The 16,057-nt window shown below is 40.0% G+C and carries 19 protein-coding genes; 7 read left to right on the top strand and 12 right to left on the bottom strand.

Annotation, left to right across the window (positions count from 1 at the left end):
• Positions 1-124: 124 nt before the first annotated feature.
• Positions 125-658: a glutathione S-transferase family protein gene (locus BGC07_RS01065; RefSeq protein WP_069311625.1), complete on the bottom strand. Its 534-nt coding sequence runs from the start codon at positions 656-658 to the stop codon at positions 125-127.
• A gap of 601 nt (positions 659-1,259) precedes the next feature.
• Between BGC07_RS01065 and BGC07_RS01060 the strand changes: the two genes are divergently transcribed.
• Complete coding sequence (locus tag BGC07_RS01060; protein ID WP_077216677.1) at positions 1,260-1,775, top strand: DUF4402 domain-containing protein; 516 nt, start codon at positions 1,260-1,262, stop codon at positions 1,773-1,775.
• A gap of 66 nt (positions 1,776-1,841) precedes the next feature.
• On the opposite strand, the gene BGC07_RS21385 is transcribed toward BGC07_RS01060, so the two are convergent.
• The 3 genes from BGC07_RS21385 to BGC07_RS01050 all read right to left on the bottom strand — a co-directional run bounded on the left by BGC07_RS21385 (position 1,842) and on the right by BGC07_RS01050 (position 3,669).
• The gene (locus BGC07_RS21385) at positions 1,842-2,066 is read right to left on the bottom strand and encodes a CBS domain-containing protein (RefSeq protein WP_235602814.1); all 225 of its coding nucleotides are present in this window, start codon (positions 2,064-2,066) and stop codon (positions 1,842-1,844) included.
• Between the two features lie 11 nt (positions 2,067-2,077).
• Entirely contained in the window at positions 2,078-2,293 is a 216-nt protein-coding gene (locus BGC07_RS21380) for a CBS domain-containing protein (RefSeq protein WP_235602813.1), read from the bottom strand.
• Between the two features lie 167 nt (positions 2,294-2,460).
• A complete protein-coding gene (locus BGC07_RS01050) occupies positions 2,461-3,669 on the bottom strand; it encodes an FAD-dependent monooxygenase (RefSeq protein WP_069311624.1) in 1,209 nt (402 codons plus the stop codon).
• Positions 3,670-3,861: 192 nt separating this feature from the next.
• Between BGC07_RS01050 and BGC07_RS01045 the strand changes: the two genes are divergently transcribed.
• Entirely contained in the window at positions 3,862-4,077 is a 216-nt protein-coding gene (locus BGC07_RS01045; RefSeq protein WP_069311623.1) for a hypothetical protein, read from the top strand.
• Positions 4,078-4,092: 15 nt separating this feature from the next.
• Here the strand turns inward: BGC07_RS01045 and BGC07_RS01040 are convergent, their stop codons facing one another.
• On the bottom strand, positions 4,093-5,268 hold the full coding sequence (locus tag BGC07_RS01040; RefSeq protein WP_139121569.1) for an MFS transporter: 1,176 nt from the start codon (positions 5,266-5,268) through the stop codon (positions 4,093-4,095).
• A gap of 352 nt (positions 5,269-5,620) precedes the next feature.
• Between BGC07_RS01040 and BGC07_RS01035 the strand changes: the two genes are divergently transcribed.
• The gene (locus tag BGC07_RS01035; protein ID WP_069311621.1) at positions 5,621-6,343 is read left to right on the top strand and encodes a T2 family ribonuclease; all 723 of its coding nucleotides are present in this window, start codon (positions 5,621-5,623) and stop codon (positions 6,341-6,343) included.
• A gap of 569 nt (positions 6,344-6,912) precedes the next feature.
• Positions 6,913-8,721 (top strand): DEAD/DEAH box helicase, encoded by a 1,809-nt coding sequence (locus BGC07_RS01030; protein WP_069311620.1) that lies wholly within the window; start codon positions 6,913-6,915, stop codon positions 8,719-8,721.
• Positions 8,722-8,769: 48 nt separating this feature from the next.
• Here BGC07_RS01030 and BGC07_RS23580 read toward each other — a convergent pair whose 3' ends face one another.
• The 6 genes from BGC07_RS23580 to BGC07_RS20350 all read right to left on the bottom strand — a co-directional run bounded on the left by BGC07_RS23580 (position 8,770) and on the right by BGC07_RS20350 (position 12,187).
• Positions 8,770-9,162, bottom strand: a complete 393-nt coding sequence (locus BGC07_RS23580; RefSeq protein ID WP_317135106.1) for a hypothetical protein — start codon at positions 9,160-9,162, stop codon at positions 8,770-8,772.
• Complete coding sequence (locus BGC07_RS01025; protein WP_317135105.1) at positions 9,119-10,789, bottom strand: NADPH-dependent 2,4-dienoyl-CoA reductase; 1,671 nt, start codon at positions 10,787-10,789, stop codon at positions 9,119-9,121. Before BGC07_RS01025 ends, BGC07_RS23580 begins: the two co-directional genes overlap by 44 nt.
• A 263-nt stretch (positions 10,790-11,052) precedes the next feature.
• A complete protein-coding gene (locus BGC07_RS01015) occupies positions 11,053-11,502 on the bottom strand; it encodes an NUDIX hydrolase (protein ID WP_201258083.1) in 450 nt (149 codons plus the stop codon).
• Positions 11,486-11,644 (bottom strand): hypothetical protein, encoded by a 159-nt coding sequence (locus BGC07_RS21055; RefSeq protein WP_201258082.1) that lies wholly within the window; start codon positions 11,642-11,644, stop codon positions 11,486-11,488. Before BGC07_RS21055 ends, BGC07_RS01015 begins: the two co-directional genes overlap by 17 nt.
• A complete protein-coding gene (locus BGC07_RS01010) occupies positions 11,641-11,850 on the bottom strand; it encodes an ACT domain-containing protein (RefSeq protein WP_158006822.1) in 210 nt (69 codons plus the stop codon). Before BGC07_RS01010 ends, BGC07_RS21055 begins: the two co-directional genes overlap by 4 nt.
• Positions 11,834-12,187, bottom strand: coding sequence for a hypothetical protein (locus BGC07_RS20350; RefSeq protein ID WP_158006821.1), 354 nt, complete (start codon positions 12,185-12,187; stop codon positions 11,834-11,836). The genes BGC07_RS01010 and BGC07_RS20350 overlap by 17 nt, the downstream gene beginning before the upstream one ends.
• 126 nt (positions 12,188-12,313) lie before the next feature.
• On the opposite strand from BGC07_RS20350, the gene BGC07_RS01005 reads away from it, so the two are divergent.
• From BGC07_RS01005 to BGC07_RS00995, 3 genes are all read left to right on the top strand, one after another.
• A complete protein-coding gene (locus BGC07_RS01005; RefSeq protein WP_069311618.1) occupies positions 12,314-12,715 on the top strand; it encodes a hypothetical protein in 402 nt (133 codons plus the stop codon).
• Positions 12,716-12,753: 38 nt separating this feature from the next.
• Positions 12,754-13,575, top strand: a complete 822-nt coding sequence (locus BGC07_RS01000; protein WP_069311617.1) for a DsbA family protein — start codon at positions 12,754-12,756, stop codon at positions 13,573-13,575.
• A gap of 178 nt (positions 13,576-13,753) precedes the next feature.
• Positions 13,754-15,343, top strand: coding sequence for an APC family permease (locus BGC07_RS00995; RefSeq protein ID WP_069311616.1), 1,590 nt, complete (start codon positions 13,754-13,756; stop codon positions 15,341-15,343).
• 124 nt (positions 15,344-15,467) lie between these two features.
• Here BGC07_RS00995 and BGC07_RS00990 read toward each other — a convergent pair whose 3' ends face one another.
• Complete coding sequence (locus BGC07_RS00990) at positions 15,468-15,932, bottom strand: formylglycine-generating enzyme family protein (RefSeq protein WP_069311615.1); 465 nt, start codon at positions 15,930-15,932, stop codon at positions 15,468-15,470.
• Positions 15,933-16,057 lie beyond the last annotated feature (125 nt).

The following is a 16,057-nucleotide window of genomic DNA, read 5'->3' as shown; positions in this document are numbered from 1 at the left end:
TTAATTTTTGTAAACCAATTAAGTAATGCATCTAATTTATTTTCATCAACTAAATGCCCCCTGCCTACCTCATATAATCGATTAATTTAAAACTGTCCAAGCTATGTCGGCTAATGTATATTGATCACCACAAAGCCAAAGTTTTTTCTAAAATTGAATTTATAAAATTAAGTTCATTTATTAGATAATTATCTATTTCATGGAGGTCTTGTTTTGTTAGCCCATATTTGACTAATCGCAAAAACTTTCTGCGATCAAGTTGCGGGTGTTCTTTTAACCACTTATTATCAATAAGCTCTATTCTATTACTTGAAATATAACTATAATACCTTAGACAGTTCTCATTTAAATATTCCTGCTGTTTACAAAGGTATTGCATAAAATTAAAGTCAACCGCATTTTTTGGTACTAATGATTTTTCAGGATAAACCTTGTCTAAATACTCATTAATAAAATTAGATTCTCTTATTTTATTTCCATTGTGAACTATTATTGGTAATAAACCATGCCTATTTACTTTTAAATATTCATTTTCTAAGTGCTCAGCACATTCTAAATTTATATTCTTACTCGTATAAACAAGATTTTTATAAGATAAACATAAGCGAACCTTCTGAGATGAAGTTGAACTTGGTTCATAGTGATAAAGAACAATCAAAATAGGGTCCCATTTCAGTTAAGCATTAAAATAATGTGTGTTGAACACATATTAATGGTTGCATGCCCCATTGTCAATATATAACGCAATGCGCTGCTTTTAATAAAAATAAAAACTTAACCTATTGATAGTAAAAAATTAATTGTTTTAGGTAACATTCACTTGGTAAGATTTTGAGCAAATAAGTTTCACCCCATTGCAGCTGCTTAAGCTTTGACCTGGCACTGCGCTTATTTGTAGGGTCGCCCTTTCTGATCATATTAATTGCAAACCTTTTAATTTTGCTGATATTTTCAACTTTGGCGAGGGCCTTGAACTTTGTTAGAGAGAGTAATGAAATCCAACTTGTTTATGCTTTAAAAGTTATATCCTACAGCAAAACCCATAAACATTCAGGCCACCGCCCTGAACCTAGACCTTAAACAATCAACTCAGTGAGTTATGGTTAATTCCCCCCTCTATATTATTTCACACCATATAGAAAGTTATTAAATAACAAGAGAGCCAGACCGATTTTAGTAAAAATATAACAACCTAGCCATGGGCAATATCTTACAAGCAATTAATAGATAATCTTCTGCTCTTACAAGACTAATACTCTATGTATTATTTCGAAAAAATTTCTAAAATAATAACCAATAGCTTAGGAAGAGCTTCATTCATCATCACTGGAGAGCCGCCATGTAAAAAATCAGCCATCCTCACAGCTGCATTAATCACCCTCGGTGCAAGTTATTCCGCATTCGCTGCAACAGGCTCTGTTTCCGTTGTTGCAAAAGTATTTCAGGCATTAACTGTCACCCAAACTCAAGCTATGGATTTCGGCAATTTATATGTAACAACAGGCTCATCATCTACAAAGCAGGCGACAGGTAGTTTTGGAATTACTGGAGAAAAGGGCGCTTCTGTCAGTATTGATTATCCGGCAACAATCACTTTAGCAGGCCCTTCAAGTAGTACGCTAAACGTGACAATTCAAACAAGTGATGAAAACGACAGCCTCAATCCTGGTAACGGAAGATTGACTAAAAATATTGTCGGTGAAGTAACCGTCGACAACTCAACGACAGCTGGAAACTACTCAGGCACTGCAACAGTTACAGTTTCTTACGTTTAAAAACAGAATCAGCAGCGCCAGTATAATGCTGGCGTATTAATCAAACGTCCCTATTTTCCATAAAAATTAAGAATAACCACCACCACTTACATATTCATTGAGCGTATTAATTTCATATTTCTGGCGATCATATTTTAAGCTTAACCAATGGGTAATATCACCAATAGAGATCATTCCTATTAGCTTTCCTTCTTCTAAAATAGGAATATGTCTGATCCTTTTATCCGTCATGATCGCCATGACTTCATTCAGTGGACTCGCTTTATTAATGTAAATCACCTCTTTAGTCATTACTTCACTAATTAAAGTTTTTCTGGATCCTTTCTTTCTTTAACAACTTTCAGCATCAAATCACGTTCAGTAAAAATGCCCAACAGCACATCATTTTCAACAACAGGCAAGGCCCCAATATTTTTTTCTGCCATCATTAATATGCAATCATAGACAGACATCGATGACTCAGCCGTCAGAATATTCGTATTCTTATCATTCAAAAGCTTAGAAACACTTGTATCCATGAATTTACACCCTTTTTTAGCTATTAAAAATAGTCAACCCTCAGTATATTTATTGTACTATATACATAATCCCAATAAGAATAAAATAATAGCTTCAAACCTAGTACTTAAACTAGTTTCTATATCACATCAGAACAACATATCAATTTTACGGGTTTTTTATCATTTTAAACTAATGGCGCTACTAATGGGTCATAAGAATAAACCCAACTAGAAAGTTCCTTTGCCATGTTTCTCTTAGCAAATCCGGCTTGAAACTCCTCAGCAGTTGCTAAGTGATATAACTGCCCACTTTCAGCAGACCCTTGAACAATTTTTGTTGTCCGAGCCATTCTATTACGCTGGTACACATCCAGTGCGACATCGATATCTGTGCACGATACTAACGACCGAGTCAGAATCATAGCATCCTCTATTGCCATTGCAGCCCCTTGCGCCATAAAAGGCAAGGTTGCATGAGCCGAATCACCTAATAATGTAGCTCTAGCTATACTCCATTTTGATGCAGTTTCCCTTACATTAAGCGCCCAACGGTAGCATTCATTCTTATCAATTAAGTCAATCGCTGTTTGTATATCCCGGTGCCAGCCAGCGAAATCCTTTTTCAACTCTTGCCAAGAAGACTTACTCACCCAAGATTCTTCTTGCCAATCCTCGCTTTCGACAATACCGACAAAGTTAAGCAATTTCCCTGCACACAAGTAATACATCACCACATGTCGCTCAGGCCCACACCACAAGGTTGCCACTCTATCCATAAAATTTACAGGCAACCTCTCAACAGGAATCGTCGCTCGCCATGCTGAATAGCCGGTAAATTTAGCTTGAGCATCGCCAACAATTTGCTTACGAATTTCAGACCTCACTCCATCAGCACCGATGAGTAGATCTCCATTCACCATTCGGCCATCAGCAAGCTGTAATTGCACCTGTGTATCCAATTCTTTAAAGCCCACTGCTCTTGCGTTTAAGAAAATACAATTAGGGCGCAAAGAAAGCACTTTTTTCATTAATAGCGTATGGAGGTCTGCACGGTGAATATGATAATAAGGCGCTCCATATTGCTCGGTATGTCGTTTCGATAAGGGCACTTCATGCAACAATTCAGCGTTACTATATAATCGAAATTCAAGCGCCTTAGGACGCACAGAAACTTTTTCTAGCTCTTCGGCTAACCCCAAATGATGCAACACTTTCGCCGCATTCGCACTGATTTGAATCCCTGCGCCAATCTCAGCCAACTCAGAGGCAGCTTCATAAATTTCAACATCATAGCCCGCTTGTAATAGACAAGCTGCTGCGGTTAAACCACCAATTCCAGCCCCTGCAACTAGAACTTTTTTATTAAAATCATTAGCCCGCAAAACTTGCTGCATAACGTAACTTTCCTCATCAGAAACTAAAAGCTCAAGCGTTTACATTATCGGCCTATTCTAAAACAAGTACATCACCCACTCAATAAAGTTATTTGATCATAAATTCATACATCGAGCCGATACCACTTCAATGGAATCTGACTGTTTTTTCACCTATGCTCAAAATAAAAGCTCAATATCAAGGGGAATATAATGGGACACGCAGCAATATTTATGATTATAGGGATCATTGCACTAATGATTGGCCTTAGAGCATTCATCGCTATGCAAGACAGTAAGTTAGCAGATATTCAAGCCTTTCTTCATACTAACGAATTTAAATACAGCGCAGCTTTTTATTTAATCGCTGCATTTTCACTCATTATCTTTTCAACCGCTTTTTGTCAATGGTTTCATGGAGTTCACTAACTTTTTAAAGCGCCTTTATAGATCTTTATAAAGGCTTCTGATTAATGCAATCATGCAAGCTGCAATGATTAAAATGAAAAGGCCCTCACGATAGAAACTTTCCAAAGTAATAAAAGAAGTAAGATAAATACCGATCCCTCCAGAAGAGTAAGAAGCAATCGAAATAAGTCCAGACGCTGCACTATAGTGCCCTTTTACAGATTGTAAAGCGTGAAAGGAGATAATCGGCAACACTCCTACTATCGCAATAGAGGCTAAAACTCCAGGAATCACCCATAACCAGCTTGAAGGGTTGGGAACCAACATGAAAACAAAAGATAACACCCCAGCAAGTATAAAAAGAGAAACATAAAACGTAATCAATTTAGATTCGGAAAATCGCTTATGCACCGCTGTATGGAAGAAAGGCATAACCATGCCGGGCAAGAGAATAGGAAGCAAATAAAAAGCAATATACTGTATAGAAACGTGGTAAGCCGGCAATAGCCAAAAGGCAATAGCAATATAATAACTTTGAGCAACAGATGCAAAACCTCCAATAATCAATAAACAAGTGCGAAACCGCTTATTTTTCAAGTGCCCCCACATCTGCTTGGTATTATCTAAAAAGGTTTTAGTTTTATGCTGGTGATCAGGCTGGCCTTGCAACTGAATAAAGATGAAAAACAGAACAATCAGCCATGCAGGAATCACCAAAAATGCATAATTCCAACCAATCCATGCTCCCAACCAACCACTAATAAATGGCGTTAGAAATGCTGAGGAATATCCCCCGACCATGAGCATAGAGAGTGATTTTTTAATTTGCAGGTCATCTTGGAGATACAGCATAACAAAGCTGCGCGAGCAGACGAGAAAACCACCAACAATAACAGAGCTTATTATATAAGTGATCCCCCAGAACCAAATATTACTCGCCAGCGCAACAGAAGAAAGCACAATAATACCAATAGCAGTAATATAAACAAGAAAGCGCTTCATCTCCAGCCGGTCAATCACCACCCCCCAAATCAATGACGATAAACCAGATAAGATAAACGATAAAGAGATTAACTGATGTATCACCATCCCAGAGGTATCAAATGCTTTCAATAAGTCAGGTAGTACAGGTAGAGCGACCTTCATATAACCCCAATAGGTCATAAGAAGAAACATTGGAACATAAACTAAAAATCCAGATCTTAACTGCACTTGTGAACTACCTCTAGCATAACACTATCACTTTCTATTTTTCAGAGCATAGCACAACCGGCCTAGCTTAATCATATAAATCTTTATCTTTATACTGTCACCTGCTTGTTTTTATCAACTCGCTAATGATACAAAAGCCCATTGTTTTATAATGAAAAAATATAAAAGGCCATCGACCTTCATGTTTAGAAGCTAAGTTTATTACCAATAATCACCCAGTCTGTTATAAAAAAACAGCACATCAAATTATTATCTTAATGTAATAAAAAACACAGGTATTGCCTTTTTCAATAAACCTGTCAATATCTGTTTACATCAAACACAATCAAAAACAGGATAGGAAGTATTGCTTATGTCATTTCATCTCAAAACAGCCTTTAAACACTTAGCAAGCTCGACCATCATACTGGGTGCATTGTCTTCAGCACCAAGCTTTGCACAAACCGCTGGAGACTTCGGTTACTACGCATTCGCACAGACCTGGCTGCCCGAGTTTTGCGTTCAAAACCCACAAAAAGACAGTTGCAAGAACCTTCCAACAGCCTCAACCACTGCAATTAAACTCACCATACATGGCTTATGGCCTAACTACGACGAGGGTGGTTACCCTTCTTATTGCTCTAATAGCCCAGGTTGTAGTGCAGGACAAAAGGCCAAAGACTGTAAAATAGATATTAATTCCTCGACAGAATCACAGCTTAATACATACATGCCTGGTGGCTCTGGGGGCTTTTGGCAATATGAATGGGAGAAACATGGCACTTGCAGCGCCCTTGATCAAGACACCTACTTTCAAGAAGCACTCAAACTAGAAAAGACGCTTCCGACTCTAGCAACCATTGAAAGCCCAACCACCCTCAAAACACTCGAACAAAAATATAACTCGCGCGCAATTTTTAAATGCAATAATGACGATGGAGTATTTTACCTGTCGGAGGTAAGAACTTATTGGAATAAAAATACAAATAATACTGTGGACTCTCAAAAAGAGGCTATTCCTACTGGAGAAAAGTCTACTTGCCCATCAGAGGGGGATATTTTCTTACGTTCTTTCCCATCCAACTGGCTTTACTAAATAAAAAATTTAATTAATATAGCGAGCTCTGGTCCTGATAGAGGGGGCGACTCGCTTTACTTTCACCGAGATTATTGTATTCGTTTTAGCTATCAGATTAAGACAAGCTATTTGATGCCAAGTTGTTCATAATCATATTCTACCTCACTATCATGAGTGCTGAAGCGTTATTTTCTAAGCATTTAGATGATGCCAATTTTTAGGATTTTAGCTTTATATTTATTAAAATCAATAAAATATCAGTTTTAATCCTCTTAGCGCCCTAAGCTCATCGGCACTTCTCTAAAACCCTCAGAAAAATAAAGCTGATAAAAATTGAACATTCATCATGATCTCCCCTCTAACCTCTAAGATCGGATAGTAAATAGACAGTAAGTTACGGAAAAAGGAACATTTTATTGACATATTGCCTGTGATCATTACAATGTCCGCTCTATGCGCAGCCTATCGGTGAAGGTTTGGATTGTTTCTCACCCCATTAGGTCGCTCATGACCAATCTGACTCGGGTAGTTAACGAACACCTGTCCTTAGATTCACAACTAACACTTAATTAAAGATAGGAACACACATGTCAACAACGACTAGTTTCGACAGTTTAGGCATTGCCGAAGGTATTTTAAGCTCACTTGCAGAGCTAGGCTATGAAACGCCTTCACCGATTCAAGAGCAAAGCATCCCAGTACTTTTGGACCAACAAGACATCCTCGCACAAGCACAAACAGGAACCGGTAAAACCGCAGCCTTTGCATTACCTATTTTAACCCAGCTCTCACTAAAACATGCCAGCCCGCAGGCCCTTATTTTAGCCCCGACACGTGAGCTAGCGATTCAAATTGCTGAAGCCTTTCAACGCTATGCTAAGCACTTACCGGGTTTTCACGTTTTACCAATTTATGGCGGACAAGAATTTCGCAGTCAACTACGCTCCTTAAAACGCGGTGTTCATATTGTTGTCGGCACGCCGGGCCGTATCATGGACCATATGCGCCGTGAAACACTGCCTTTAGAAAGTTTAAAGACTGTCGTTCTTGATGAAGCCGATGAAATGCTCAAAATGGGCTTTATCGATGATGTTAAATGGATCCTGCAACAAATTCCTACAGAACATCAAACTGCATTATTTTCAGCAACACTACCGCCTTCGATTAAAAGCATTGCAAACCAGCACTTAACAGATCCAAAGCACATTCAGATTAAACCTAAAACGAATACAGTAAGCACCATCGAGCAAAGCTATATGATCACATCAAAACATCATAAGCTTGAAGCGCTCACACGTTATTTAGAACTAGAAGAATTCGATGCTGCAATTATCTTTGCTAGAACAAAAATTGCAACGACTGAACTTGCAGAGCGTCTTGAAGCACGAGGTTATTCAGCAGCGGCGATGAATGGTGACATGAACCAAGCCTCACGCGAGCAAGTCATCAAGCGCATTAAAAATGGCTCTATCGATATCGTTATTGCAACCGATGTTGCCGCCCGTGGTATTGATGTTAATCGCATCACTCACGTTGTAAACTTTGATATTCCTCATGATCCAGAGTCTTACGTTCACCGTATTGGTCGTACCGGTCGTGCTGGTCGTGAAGGTAAAGCATTACTGTTTGTTTCTCCACGTGAGCGTCGCCTATTAAAAGACTTAGAACGTGTCACTCGCCAGTCAATTAAAGCGATTAACCCACCAACAGCCAATGAAATCACTGAAAAGCGTGCAGAAAGCTTTAAAGAACAAGTGATTAGCACCCTTAATGAGGTCGATTTAGATTATTACCGCACTTTGGTTGAAAGTATGCTAACCCAAAGCGAAAGCAGTGAGTTGGATATTGCAGCTGCACTTGCTTTTATGGCTCAGAAGCAAAAACCATTACAAATCAAAAAAGAAGACCCAAAGTCTCTTGATTTTGAGTCACGTGGTGATCGCCATGAGCCGAGCCAACGTGAGCGCCGCGCTCGCCAAGGTGTCCAGCCCACTGAGCACGGTATGTCGCGCTGTCGTTTAGAAGTCGGTCACCGCCATCGGGTACAACCGAGTGATATTGTCGGTGTTCTCGCCAATGAAGGTGATATCACCCGTAAATCCATCGGCCGTATCCATATTTTCGATGATTACAGCCTCGTTGACCTTTCAAGCAACGTTGCTAGCCAAGTGATGGACCTCACTCATAAATGCCGTGTGAAAGGCCATCCGATTCAAACTAAAGCAGCAACAGACAAAGATAGTCAAGGTGGCAGCAGCTTCGGTCGCCGTAGTCACTCACGTGACCGTGATGGTTTTAAGCGTAGAGAAGGCGGTCATGGCCGCCGACGTTCAGAGCATTCTTCACGTCGCTCTAATAGTGGTGGCAATAGTCGACCTAAACGAAGAGCATCTTAATACACTGTCATTTAAAAAGGCCTCGCAAAGAGGCCTTTTTCTTAATCCTTAAATGACTGCTGCAAGCCTGCTGGCTTGATTAATCGCCCGCTTTGCATCCAGTTCTGCCGCAACATCAGCACCCCCGATCAGGTGAACAGGGATCGTTGCTTGACTTAAAGCATCATGCAGCTCACGAAAAGGCTCTTGGCCGGTACAAGTAATGACATGATCAACCTTAAGCACTTTCTCTTCTTCATTATGAGTAATGTGTAAGCCCTGATCATCGATTTTGTTATAGCGCACACCTGCAATCATTTCAACTTGACGGTGTTTTAACTGAGTGCGATGAATCCACCCTGTTGTTTTTCCTAGTCCTGCACCGACTTTGCTCGTTTTACGTTGTAACAAATAAATTTTACGTGCCGCCGGTAATTTTTTTATGATCCGGCAATAACCCACCTCGATGCTCCATTTTAATATCAATTCCCCACTCTTGGTAAAATTCTCCAGCGTTTACAGGATGATCATCAAGGAGATATTCGGCCGTGTCAAAACCAATACCACCGGCACCTAAAATAGCGACGGATTGTCCCACAGGCATTTTATTTTTAAGTACATCAAGATAAGAAAGTACTTTATTATGATTAATACCTGGGATTTCTGGTGTTCTCGGTTTGACTCCCGTTGAAATAATAACTTCATCAAACTGATCAATAATATCTTCTTTACGAACATAGTGATTAAGTTTTAGGGTAATATCCAGATGCTTCACTTGATAATTAAAGTAGCGAATCATTTCATGAAACTCTTCTTTACCTGGAATTTGCTTAGCAATATTCAGCTGCCCACCAATACAGTCATTGGCATCAAACAAAGTAACAATATGGCCACGCTTTGCCAAAACAATCGCCGCAGTAATACCGGCAGGACCGGCACCGATAATTGCAATACGTTTCACTTTTTTGGTCGGTAAATAATTAAGTTCTAACTCATAGCAGGCGCGAGGATTCACTAAACAGCTGACACGCTTAACTTGAAAAGCATGATCCAAGCACGCCTGATTACAAGCAATGCAAGTATTAATGCTATCGGGTTTGCCCTGATAAGCTTTGCTAATAAATTGCTCATCCGCTAAAAACGGCCGAGCCATAGAAACAAGGTCGCAAAAACCATCTTTTAGTAAATTTTCGACCTGATCTGGGGTATTAATCCGATTGGATGTAACCAATGGAATAGAAACTTCTTTTTTCAGTTTTTTGGTCACTGCAGCAAAAGCCGCCCGTGGAACAGATGTTGCAATCGTTGGAATACGCGCTTCATGCCAGCCAATCCCAGTATTAATAATCGTCGCACCAGCCCCTTCAATGGCTTTGGCGAGCTGAATGACCTCTTCCCAATTACTGCCCTCTGGAATCAGATCTATCATTGACAGCCTAAAAATAATAATAAATTTTTCACCGACGGCTTCTCGGGTGCGCCTAACAATTTCAACCGCTAAACGAATACGATTTTCAAAGCTACCTCCCCACTGATCTGTTCTTTTATTAGTCCGCGTTGAAATAAATTGATTAATTAAATAGCCTTCTGAACCCATAATTTCAACACCATCATAACCGGCCTGTTGAGCGAGTGTTGCACACCGCACAAAATTACGAATCGTCAGCTCTATACCGAATTTGGTCAAAGCACGAGGTTTAAATTTATTGATTGGCGCTTTGATTGCGCTCGGTGCCACAGCAAAAGGATGATAACTATAGCGGCCTGTATGCAATATTTGTAGGGCGATTTTACCACCTTCTAGGTGAACAGCATCAGTCACAGTTTTATGGTAGGCGATTTCACGTTTAGAAGTGAGCTTATTCGCAAATGGGTATCCCCAGCCCGAACGATTAGGCGCATACCCCCCCGTCACCATCAGCGAGGCCCCATGCTTGGCTCGTTCGGCAAAATAAGCGGCCATGCTTTGCCCATTATCTTTAATGTCCTCAAGCCCTGTATGCATAGACCCCATGATGACTCGGTTTTTAAGCGTGGTAAAACCAAGGTCCAGTGGGGTGAACAGTTCAGGGTAATGTGGGTGCATCATGCAAAAACTCCATTATTTAAATGATCGGTCAATTATTATCAGTAATACTAAAGAGTTATGAGCAAGAAGGGAAGAGGAAGCCGGCTTTCAACATGTTTCATACTAGAACCACACTTCTTTTTGCTTGCCATAAATCAAGCCAGCAAGGTAGTGCCAAAAATAAGTTTTATCATCTATATGGTGAATTTATTTCTGTCGATTAAAATTCAAAATACTGCCATTCGAGGAGCTTTTACGGCAAAGCCCTCTTTTTCAAAAACCAATCAATCTTCCCTGTTTTGAGCAGTAATCTTTTGTAATTTTTTCATAAATCTCTGCAGATGTGGGTCGGATAAGCTCCAGGGAAGTTCATTATCACCAAACCACCTCACCTCATGAAATTCATCTTGATCAAAATGATAACGATCACGATGACTACCTTTTAACACATACCATAAGCAGACATCCGTATGCCCAGCAACTCGCCCTGTCGTCATGATAGATGTAACAAAAATAGGCGTTTCACACCAAAAATCAGCTTCTATCCCCAACTCTTCAAAACATTCTCGTTTAGCTGCTGCTTTTGGAGACTCATTCACCTCAACATGCCCTCCTGGCGGCAACCAAAGCTGAGCATTTTTATGATCAACAAGCAGAATTTTTGAGGCCGCCTCATCAAATAAGACAAAGTAAGAAATAAGGTGTTTATTCGGAATATCAGGCTTTTTTAACACGAAAAATAGGTGCGCCGCTTTGTAGCCATGCTAGTGTTTCTTCAATATGCTGTTCTTCTAAAATATCTATCGGCTTAATTGCAGAAACAAGACTATAAATTCCACTAACAACAGATTTCTGCTGTAACAGCCTAGCCGTCATACCGCTTCTCGAGCATGATCACTGTTGTGTTCAATAGTAAAGTACTGGCTTAATACACTTACCGCACTTAGAAAGCTATCTTTTTTCACTAGAATATAATCCGTATCAAACGTTGATATCGTATACACACTGATCGCAGCATCGGCTAATGGCGTGATCACCTGTTTCAATACGCCCACTATAGAAAAGTCAAGCTGCCCTTTCACTCTCAACAGCCGCCAACTTTTTTTCCACTTTAACCCCTTTTGGCACAAGCTTTTCGTCACAGACAATAGAAAGCTCATCTTCCGTTTGCGTCACAGAAAAAAATATATCTTTTCGATCCATCGGCAGCCATGTCGGTAGCTCGCTCCCTGACATAATCTGACACACAGCTAACTCTTTATTAACCACTTGCAGTACGATATTACAGTGCATATTATTTCCTACTTTTTTTACTGCTCTCGATGCATCTATATTAAAAGACCGATCATGCTCATTTTCATCGTAAGACTCTAGGGTATCATGATCAACTCTTAAGGTTGCATAATAGGCTGTTACCATAGCATAAGCGACACACTCAATCTAATTTGTTATGACCTGCTCGACTCAATAAAGAAAAATCAAGAGTGATCAAAATTCACTTATAATTTAAATAACAAAATGCAACATCTATCAGGATAATCTCGTATGATCCATACAAAATCAGCTTTAAATTTTATCAATGAGCTTAAAGAATCACTCTGGCTTGGCTTAGATTTAAAGAAAATCACCCAGTATTACGATACGAGCCTTATTGGCGATGAAAGCGGCCGCCTCATACGTTTTGGCGATATTACTCAATTTTTCCAAGCACGTGCAAGTAAACAGCTTCCAGCATTCGTTCATATTGATATTGAAGACTGCTTAGCAGAAGAACGTAAAATTTTCATCCGCATCAATGGCCGTTTTGAAGATGGCTCCAGTAACCGAGCTCATCTTTCTTATCACCTAAATAATCAAAACAAAGTCATTCGGTTGTGGTCACTACTCGAAGACCCTAGAAAAAACGCGGAAGATCCTCATATCCATGCTATTAAATTTCTGGTATAAGAGTAGAGAAGTTTTTACACTCAAGGTAAATTAAATCAATGAAAAAATATCTGATCTCAAGCTTGATCGCTCCATTCGCACTATCAAGTGCCTTTGCCGCAAGCACGACGCCCTTTACTCCAGCACAGCAAGAGAAAATCGGTGAAATTGCCGCTCAATACATCATCGACCATCCTGAAGTACTCATTAAGGCAAGCCAAAAGTTACAAGAACAACAGATGAAAGCGCAGGAAAAGCAACAGATCACTGCAGCCATCAAAGCAAGCAAACAGCTTCTTAATGACCCCAAAACCCCAGTGGTCGGTCCAAAAGATGCCAAAGTTGCAGTCATTGAATTTTTTGATTATCAATGCGCTTACTGCAGCAAAGTCGCACCCGCTATAGAAAAAGTCATGACCGATAACCCTAAGATTAAATTTGTCTTCAAAGACTTCCCGATCTTTGGTCAACGCTGGCCAACCTCAACCTATGCCGCCGAAATGGGCCTAGTCGCCTACAAGCAAGGTGGTGCAAAAATGTATATCGCCTACCACAATGGCATTTATGCAACAGGCAAAGATGAAGGCAAGCTGACAAATAAAGATGTTGATGCTGTGGCTAAAAAAGCAGGCGTAAATCTTAATAAAGATAAAGCCTTGCTCAGCGCCGGAAAAACACCTCCACCATCGATCCAAGCCAACTTCCAACTCGCAGGTGGTGAGCTGGGCTTTCGCGGTACTCCAGCTATCATTGTGATGCCAACCTCTGGAGCCAATGAAAATAACGTCACTGTTTTTGCCGGTTACCCTGCGAACCCACAAGAAGGCACCCCCGCTGCGGCCGCTGCCATCCAACAAGCCATTGATAAAGCCAGCCAATAACATATAGCAACCTAAAACGTCTCTGCGATATAAGAAATGCATAACTTATGTTGCAGGGCGCTCTTTGTCAAAAAATATAGTTTCCCTCTAAAAATTTTAATCATTCATAATAAAAACTTCACAAAAACAATCATTACATGGTAAGTTAGTCCGTCGATTCAACATCACGGTAAGGCTTATGCAAACAGAAAATCACCATAAAATTGGCATTATTGGCCTCACAGCAATCGGTGTTGGCACGATGATTGGCTCAGGCTGGCTGTTTAGCTCATTTTATGCGGCAAAAATTGCAGGTGCAGGTGCTTACCTCTCTTGGATCATCACCAGCCTTATTGTCCTCTTACTTGGTCTTTGCCTTGCTGAAATTGCCAGTATTTATCCAAAACGTGGCCTTATGGCTCGTCTTTTAACCTTAAGCCACAATAAAGAATTTGCATTTATCTGTACCATAGCCACCTGGCTAGGACTCACTGCAGTTATTGCCACAGAAGCCGAGGGCAGTGTGCAGTATATCTCCTCTCTATCAGATTCATTCGGCCCCATGATATTCAATAGTCAAATACACCAGTTAACCGCCTTAGGCATTAGCATTGCCATCGTTATGATCTTAGCCTTTGGCTTAATTAATTTTTGGGGCGTTAAAGTTTTATCAAAGAGCAATGTTGCTCTGACCGCATGTAAAATAGCAATTCCTATCATCACCGGTCTATCTATCATGTTTGCGGCCTTTCATTCACAAAACTTTCATAGCAAGCAAACTCCCTTTTTGCCTTATGGAGTTTCATCAATTTTTATCGCCATGATCGGCTCAGGCATGATTTATTCATTTAATGGTTTTCAAAATATTGTTTCTTTTGCATCTGAAACTCGTCATCCAAAACGCGATATCCCACTTGCTATTATTTTCTCAATTCTAATCACCCTAGCAATTTACTTAGTATTACAAACCGCCTTCATTGGTGCAATAACTCCAAATGCACTCAAACAAGGCTGGCAATCATTAAACTTTACCAGCCCCTTTGTCCAACTTACTGCTTTACTCAATTTAAACTTTATTACCATTATTTTATATGCGGATTCGGTGATTTCTCCTTCAGGAACAGGCTTAATTTATACCGGCTCCACCACCCGACTGCTCACCGCCATGTCACAAGATGGTCAAATGCCGAAATTTTTTAACAAAATTGGCATTTACAACTTTAGCCGCCGTTCCTTAACTTTCACAGTTGGCTTTGCTATTACATTTTTACTGCTTTTTCGCTCATGGTCCGCCCTCGTCTCGTTCTTATCTTTATTTTATGTGATCTCTTACATGTCTATCCCATTGAGCCTTAGTAAACTTCATAGCAACAACTTAACAGGCAGCTTTAAAGCGCCATTTCCGAAAATTATACTGCCTGCTATCTTTGCCTTTTTATCCTTATTATTTGCCTTCTCAAAATTCCCCTACACCGGCTATGTCGCCCTGTTTACAGTAATCGCTTATGGTGTTTACCTACTCTCTCAATTTAAACTTACAAATGACCTTAGAAAAACGATAAAACACTCTTCGCTCATGATCTTATACATTGTCACTCTTGCCATTCTTTCTAGCTTAGGACCAAAAACCTATGGCGGTTATGGCTTCCTATCAAAATTACAATTTTTCCCCATTATTATTATTGTTTCTTTCATTATGTACCGTTTATCTCTCAGTTGGACGACCACAAAGTCAGATGCCCCAGGAACGAAAATTAGCAATAGTAATACGGCAACTTATTCAACATAGTGAGCTATAAACCTAATACTCTTACTTTCATCACTACACTGGCGCTTTCATCAACTTATTCGGATAAATCGGCCCAGAGCGGTTAATAACACAGCGTAAATTCGCTCGCTCTCCATGACTACTCTTAGATGGCAAGTCTCCACCCATACGATAAAATACATAATTGCCCCCCCCCACTAAGGGTTTTTTGAGTCCCTTGATTTGGGCCTTGAGGATTGTCTTTAGGAGAGTCCCAATAGTAGCTATCACCATACCAATCTTGGGTCCATTGATGAAATGTCATCATGAAGTCAATGCCCATCGGGTTAGGTGGATACTGTCCTACCGTTTGAGGCCCTTTTAAGTCAACACAACGTATATTTTTACAAGGCTCCACTTTACCATTATTTGTCGGATAAATCATTGTTCCCTTGTCTGTTGCCGCATACATCCACTGTGCTTCTGTAGGCAACTTAAAGGGCAGCCCTGTTTTTTTAGCCAGCCAAGTACAAAAACCTGCTGCACTCGGATAGTTCATATACTCAGGAGACTTATAACTCCAAAGTTTAGGTCCAGTGCTTGGTAAAGCATCTATTTTTTGGTGATCCATCTTTTATAATATTCATTTGTCCTATAGTCACTAAATATTTTTGCATATAAAAGCTACTGACTGTCACCTGGTGTGGATGCTGGTTCGAGCCATAAAAATCAGAATACTTGGGATTATCCGTTCCC

It is taken from the genome of Piscirickettsia litoralis, assembly GCF_001720395.1.
In the GTDB taxonomy this organism is placed as follows: Bacteria; Pseudomonadota; Gammaproteobacteria; order Piscirickettsiales; family Piscirickettsiaceae; genus Piscirickettsia; species Piscirickettsia litoralis.
The sequence above is the reverse complement of the archived record's forward strand: the minus strand, read 5'-3'. Positions and strand labels throughout refer to the sequence as shown.

Excerpts from the sequence above, each read along its gene's own strand:
- BGC07_RS01060 (WP_077216677.1), top strand. The coding sequence starts at position 1,260 with ATGTATTATTTCGAAAAAATTTCTAAAATAATAACCAATAGCTTAGGA.
- BGC07_RS21385 (WP_235602814.1), bottom strand. The coding sequence starts at position 2,066 with ATGACTAAAGAGGTGATTTACATTAATAAAGCGAGTCCACTGAATGAA.
- BGC07_RS21380 (WP_235602813.1), bottom strand. The coding sequence starts at position 2,293 with ATGGATACAAGTGTTTCTAAGCTTTTGAATGATAAGAATACGAATATT.
- BGC07_RS01050 (WP_069311624.1), bottom strand. The coding sequence starts at position 3,669 with ATGCAGCAAGTTTTGCGGGCTAATGATTTTAATAAAAAAGTTCTAGTT.
- BGC07_RS01045 (WP_069311623.1), top strand. The coding sequence starts at position 3,862 with ATGGGACACGCAGCAATATTTATGATTATAGGGATCATTGCACTAATG.
- BGC07_RS01035 (WP_069311621.1), top strand. The coding sequence starts at position 5,621 with ATGTCATTTCATCTCAAAACAGCCTTTAAACACTTAGCAAGCTCGACC.
- BGC07_RS01030 (WP_069311620.1), top strand. The coding sequence starts at position 6,913 with ATGTCAACAACGACTAGTTTCGACAGTTTAGGCATTGCCGAAGGTATT.
- BGC07_RS01025 (WP_317135105.1), bottom strand. The coding sequence starts at position 10,789 with ATGATGCACCCACATTACCCTGAACTGTTCACCCCACTGGACCTTGGT.
- BGC07_RS21055 (WP_201258082.1), bottom strand. The coding sequence starts at position 11,644 with ATGACGGCTAGGCTGTTACAGCAGAAATCTGTTGTTAGTGGAATTTAT.
- BGC07_RS20350 (WP_158006821.1), bottom strand. The coding sequence starts at position 12,187 with ATGGTAACAGCCTATTATGCAACCTTAAGAGTTGATCATGATACCCTA.
- BGC07_RS01005 (WP_069311618.1), top strand. The coding sequence starts at position 12,314 with ATGATCCATACAAAATCAGCTTTAAATTTTATCAATGAGCTTAAAGAA.
- BGC07_RS01000 (WP_069311617.1), top strand. The coding sequence starts at position 12,754 with ATGAAAAAATATCTGATCTCAAGCTTGATCGCTCCATTCGCACTATCA.
- BGC07_RS00995 (WP_069311616.1), top strand. The coding sequence starts at position 13,754 with ATGCAAACAGAAAATCACCATAAAATTGGCATTATTGGCCTCACAGCA.
- BGC07_RS00990 (WP_069311615.1), bottom strand. The coding sequence starts at position 15,932 with ATGGATCACCAAAAAATAGATGCTTTACCAAGCACTGGACCTAAACTT.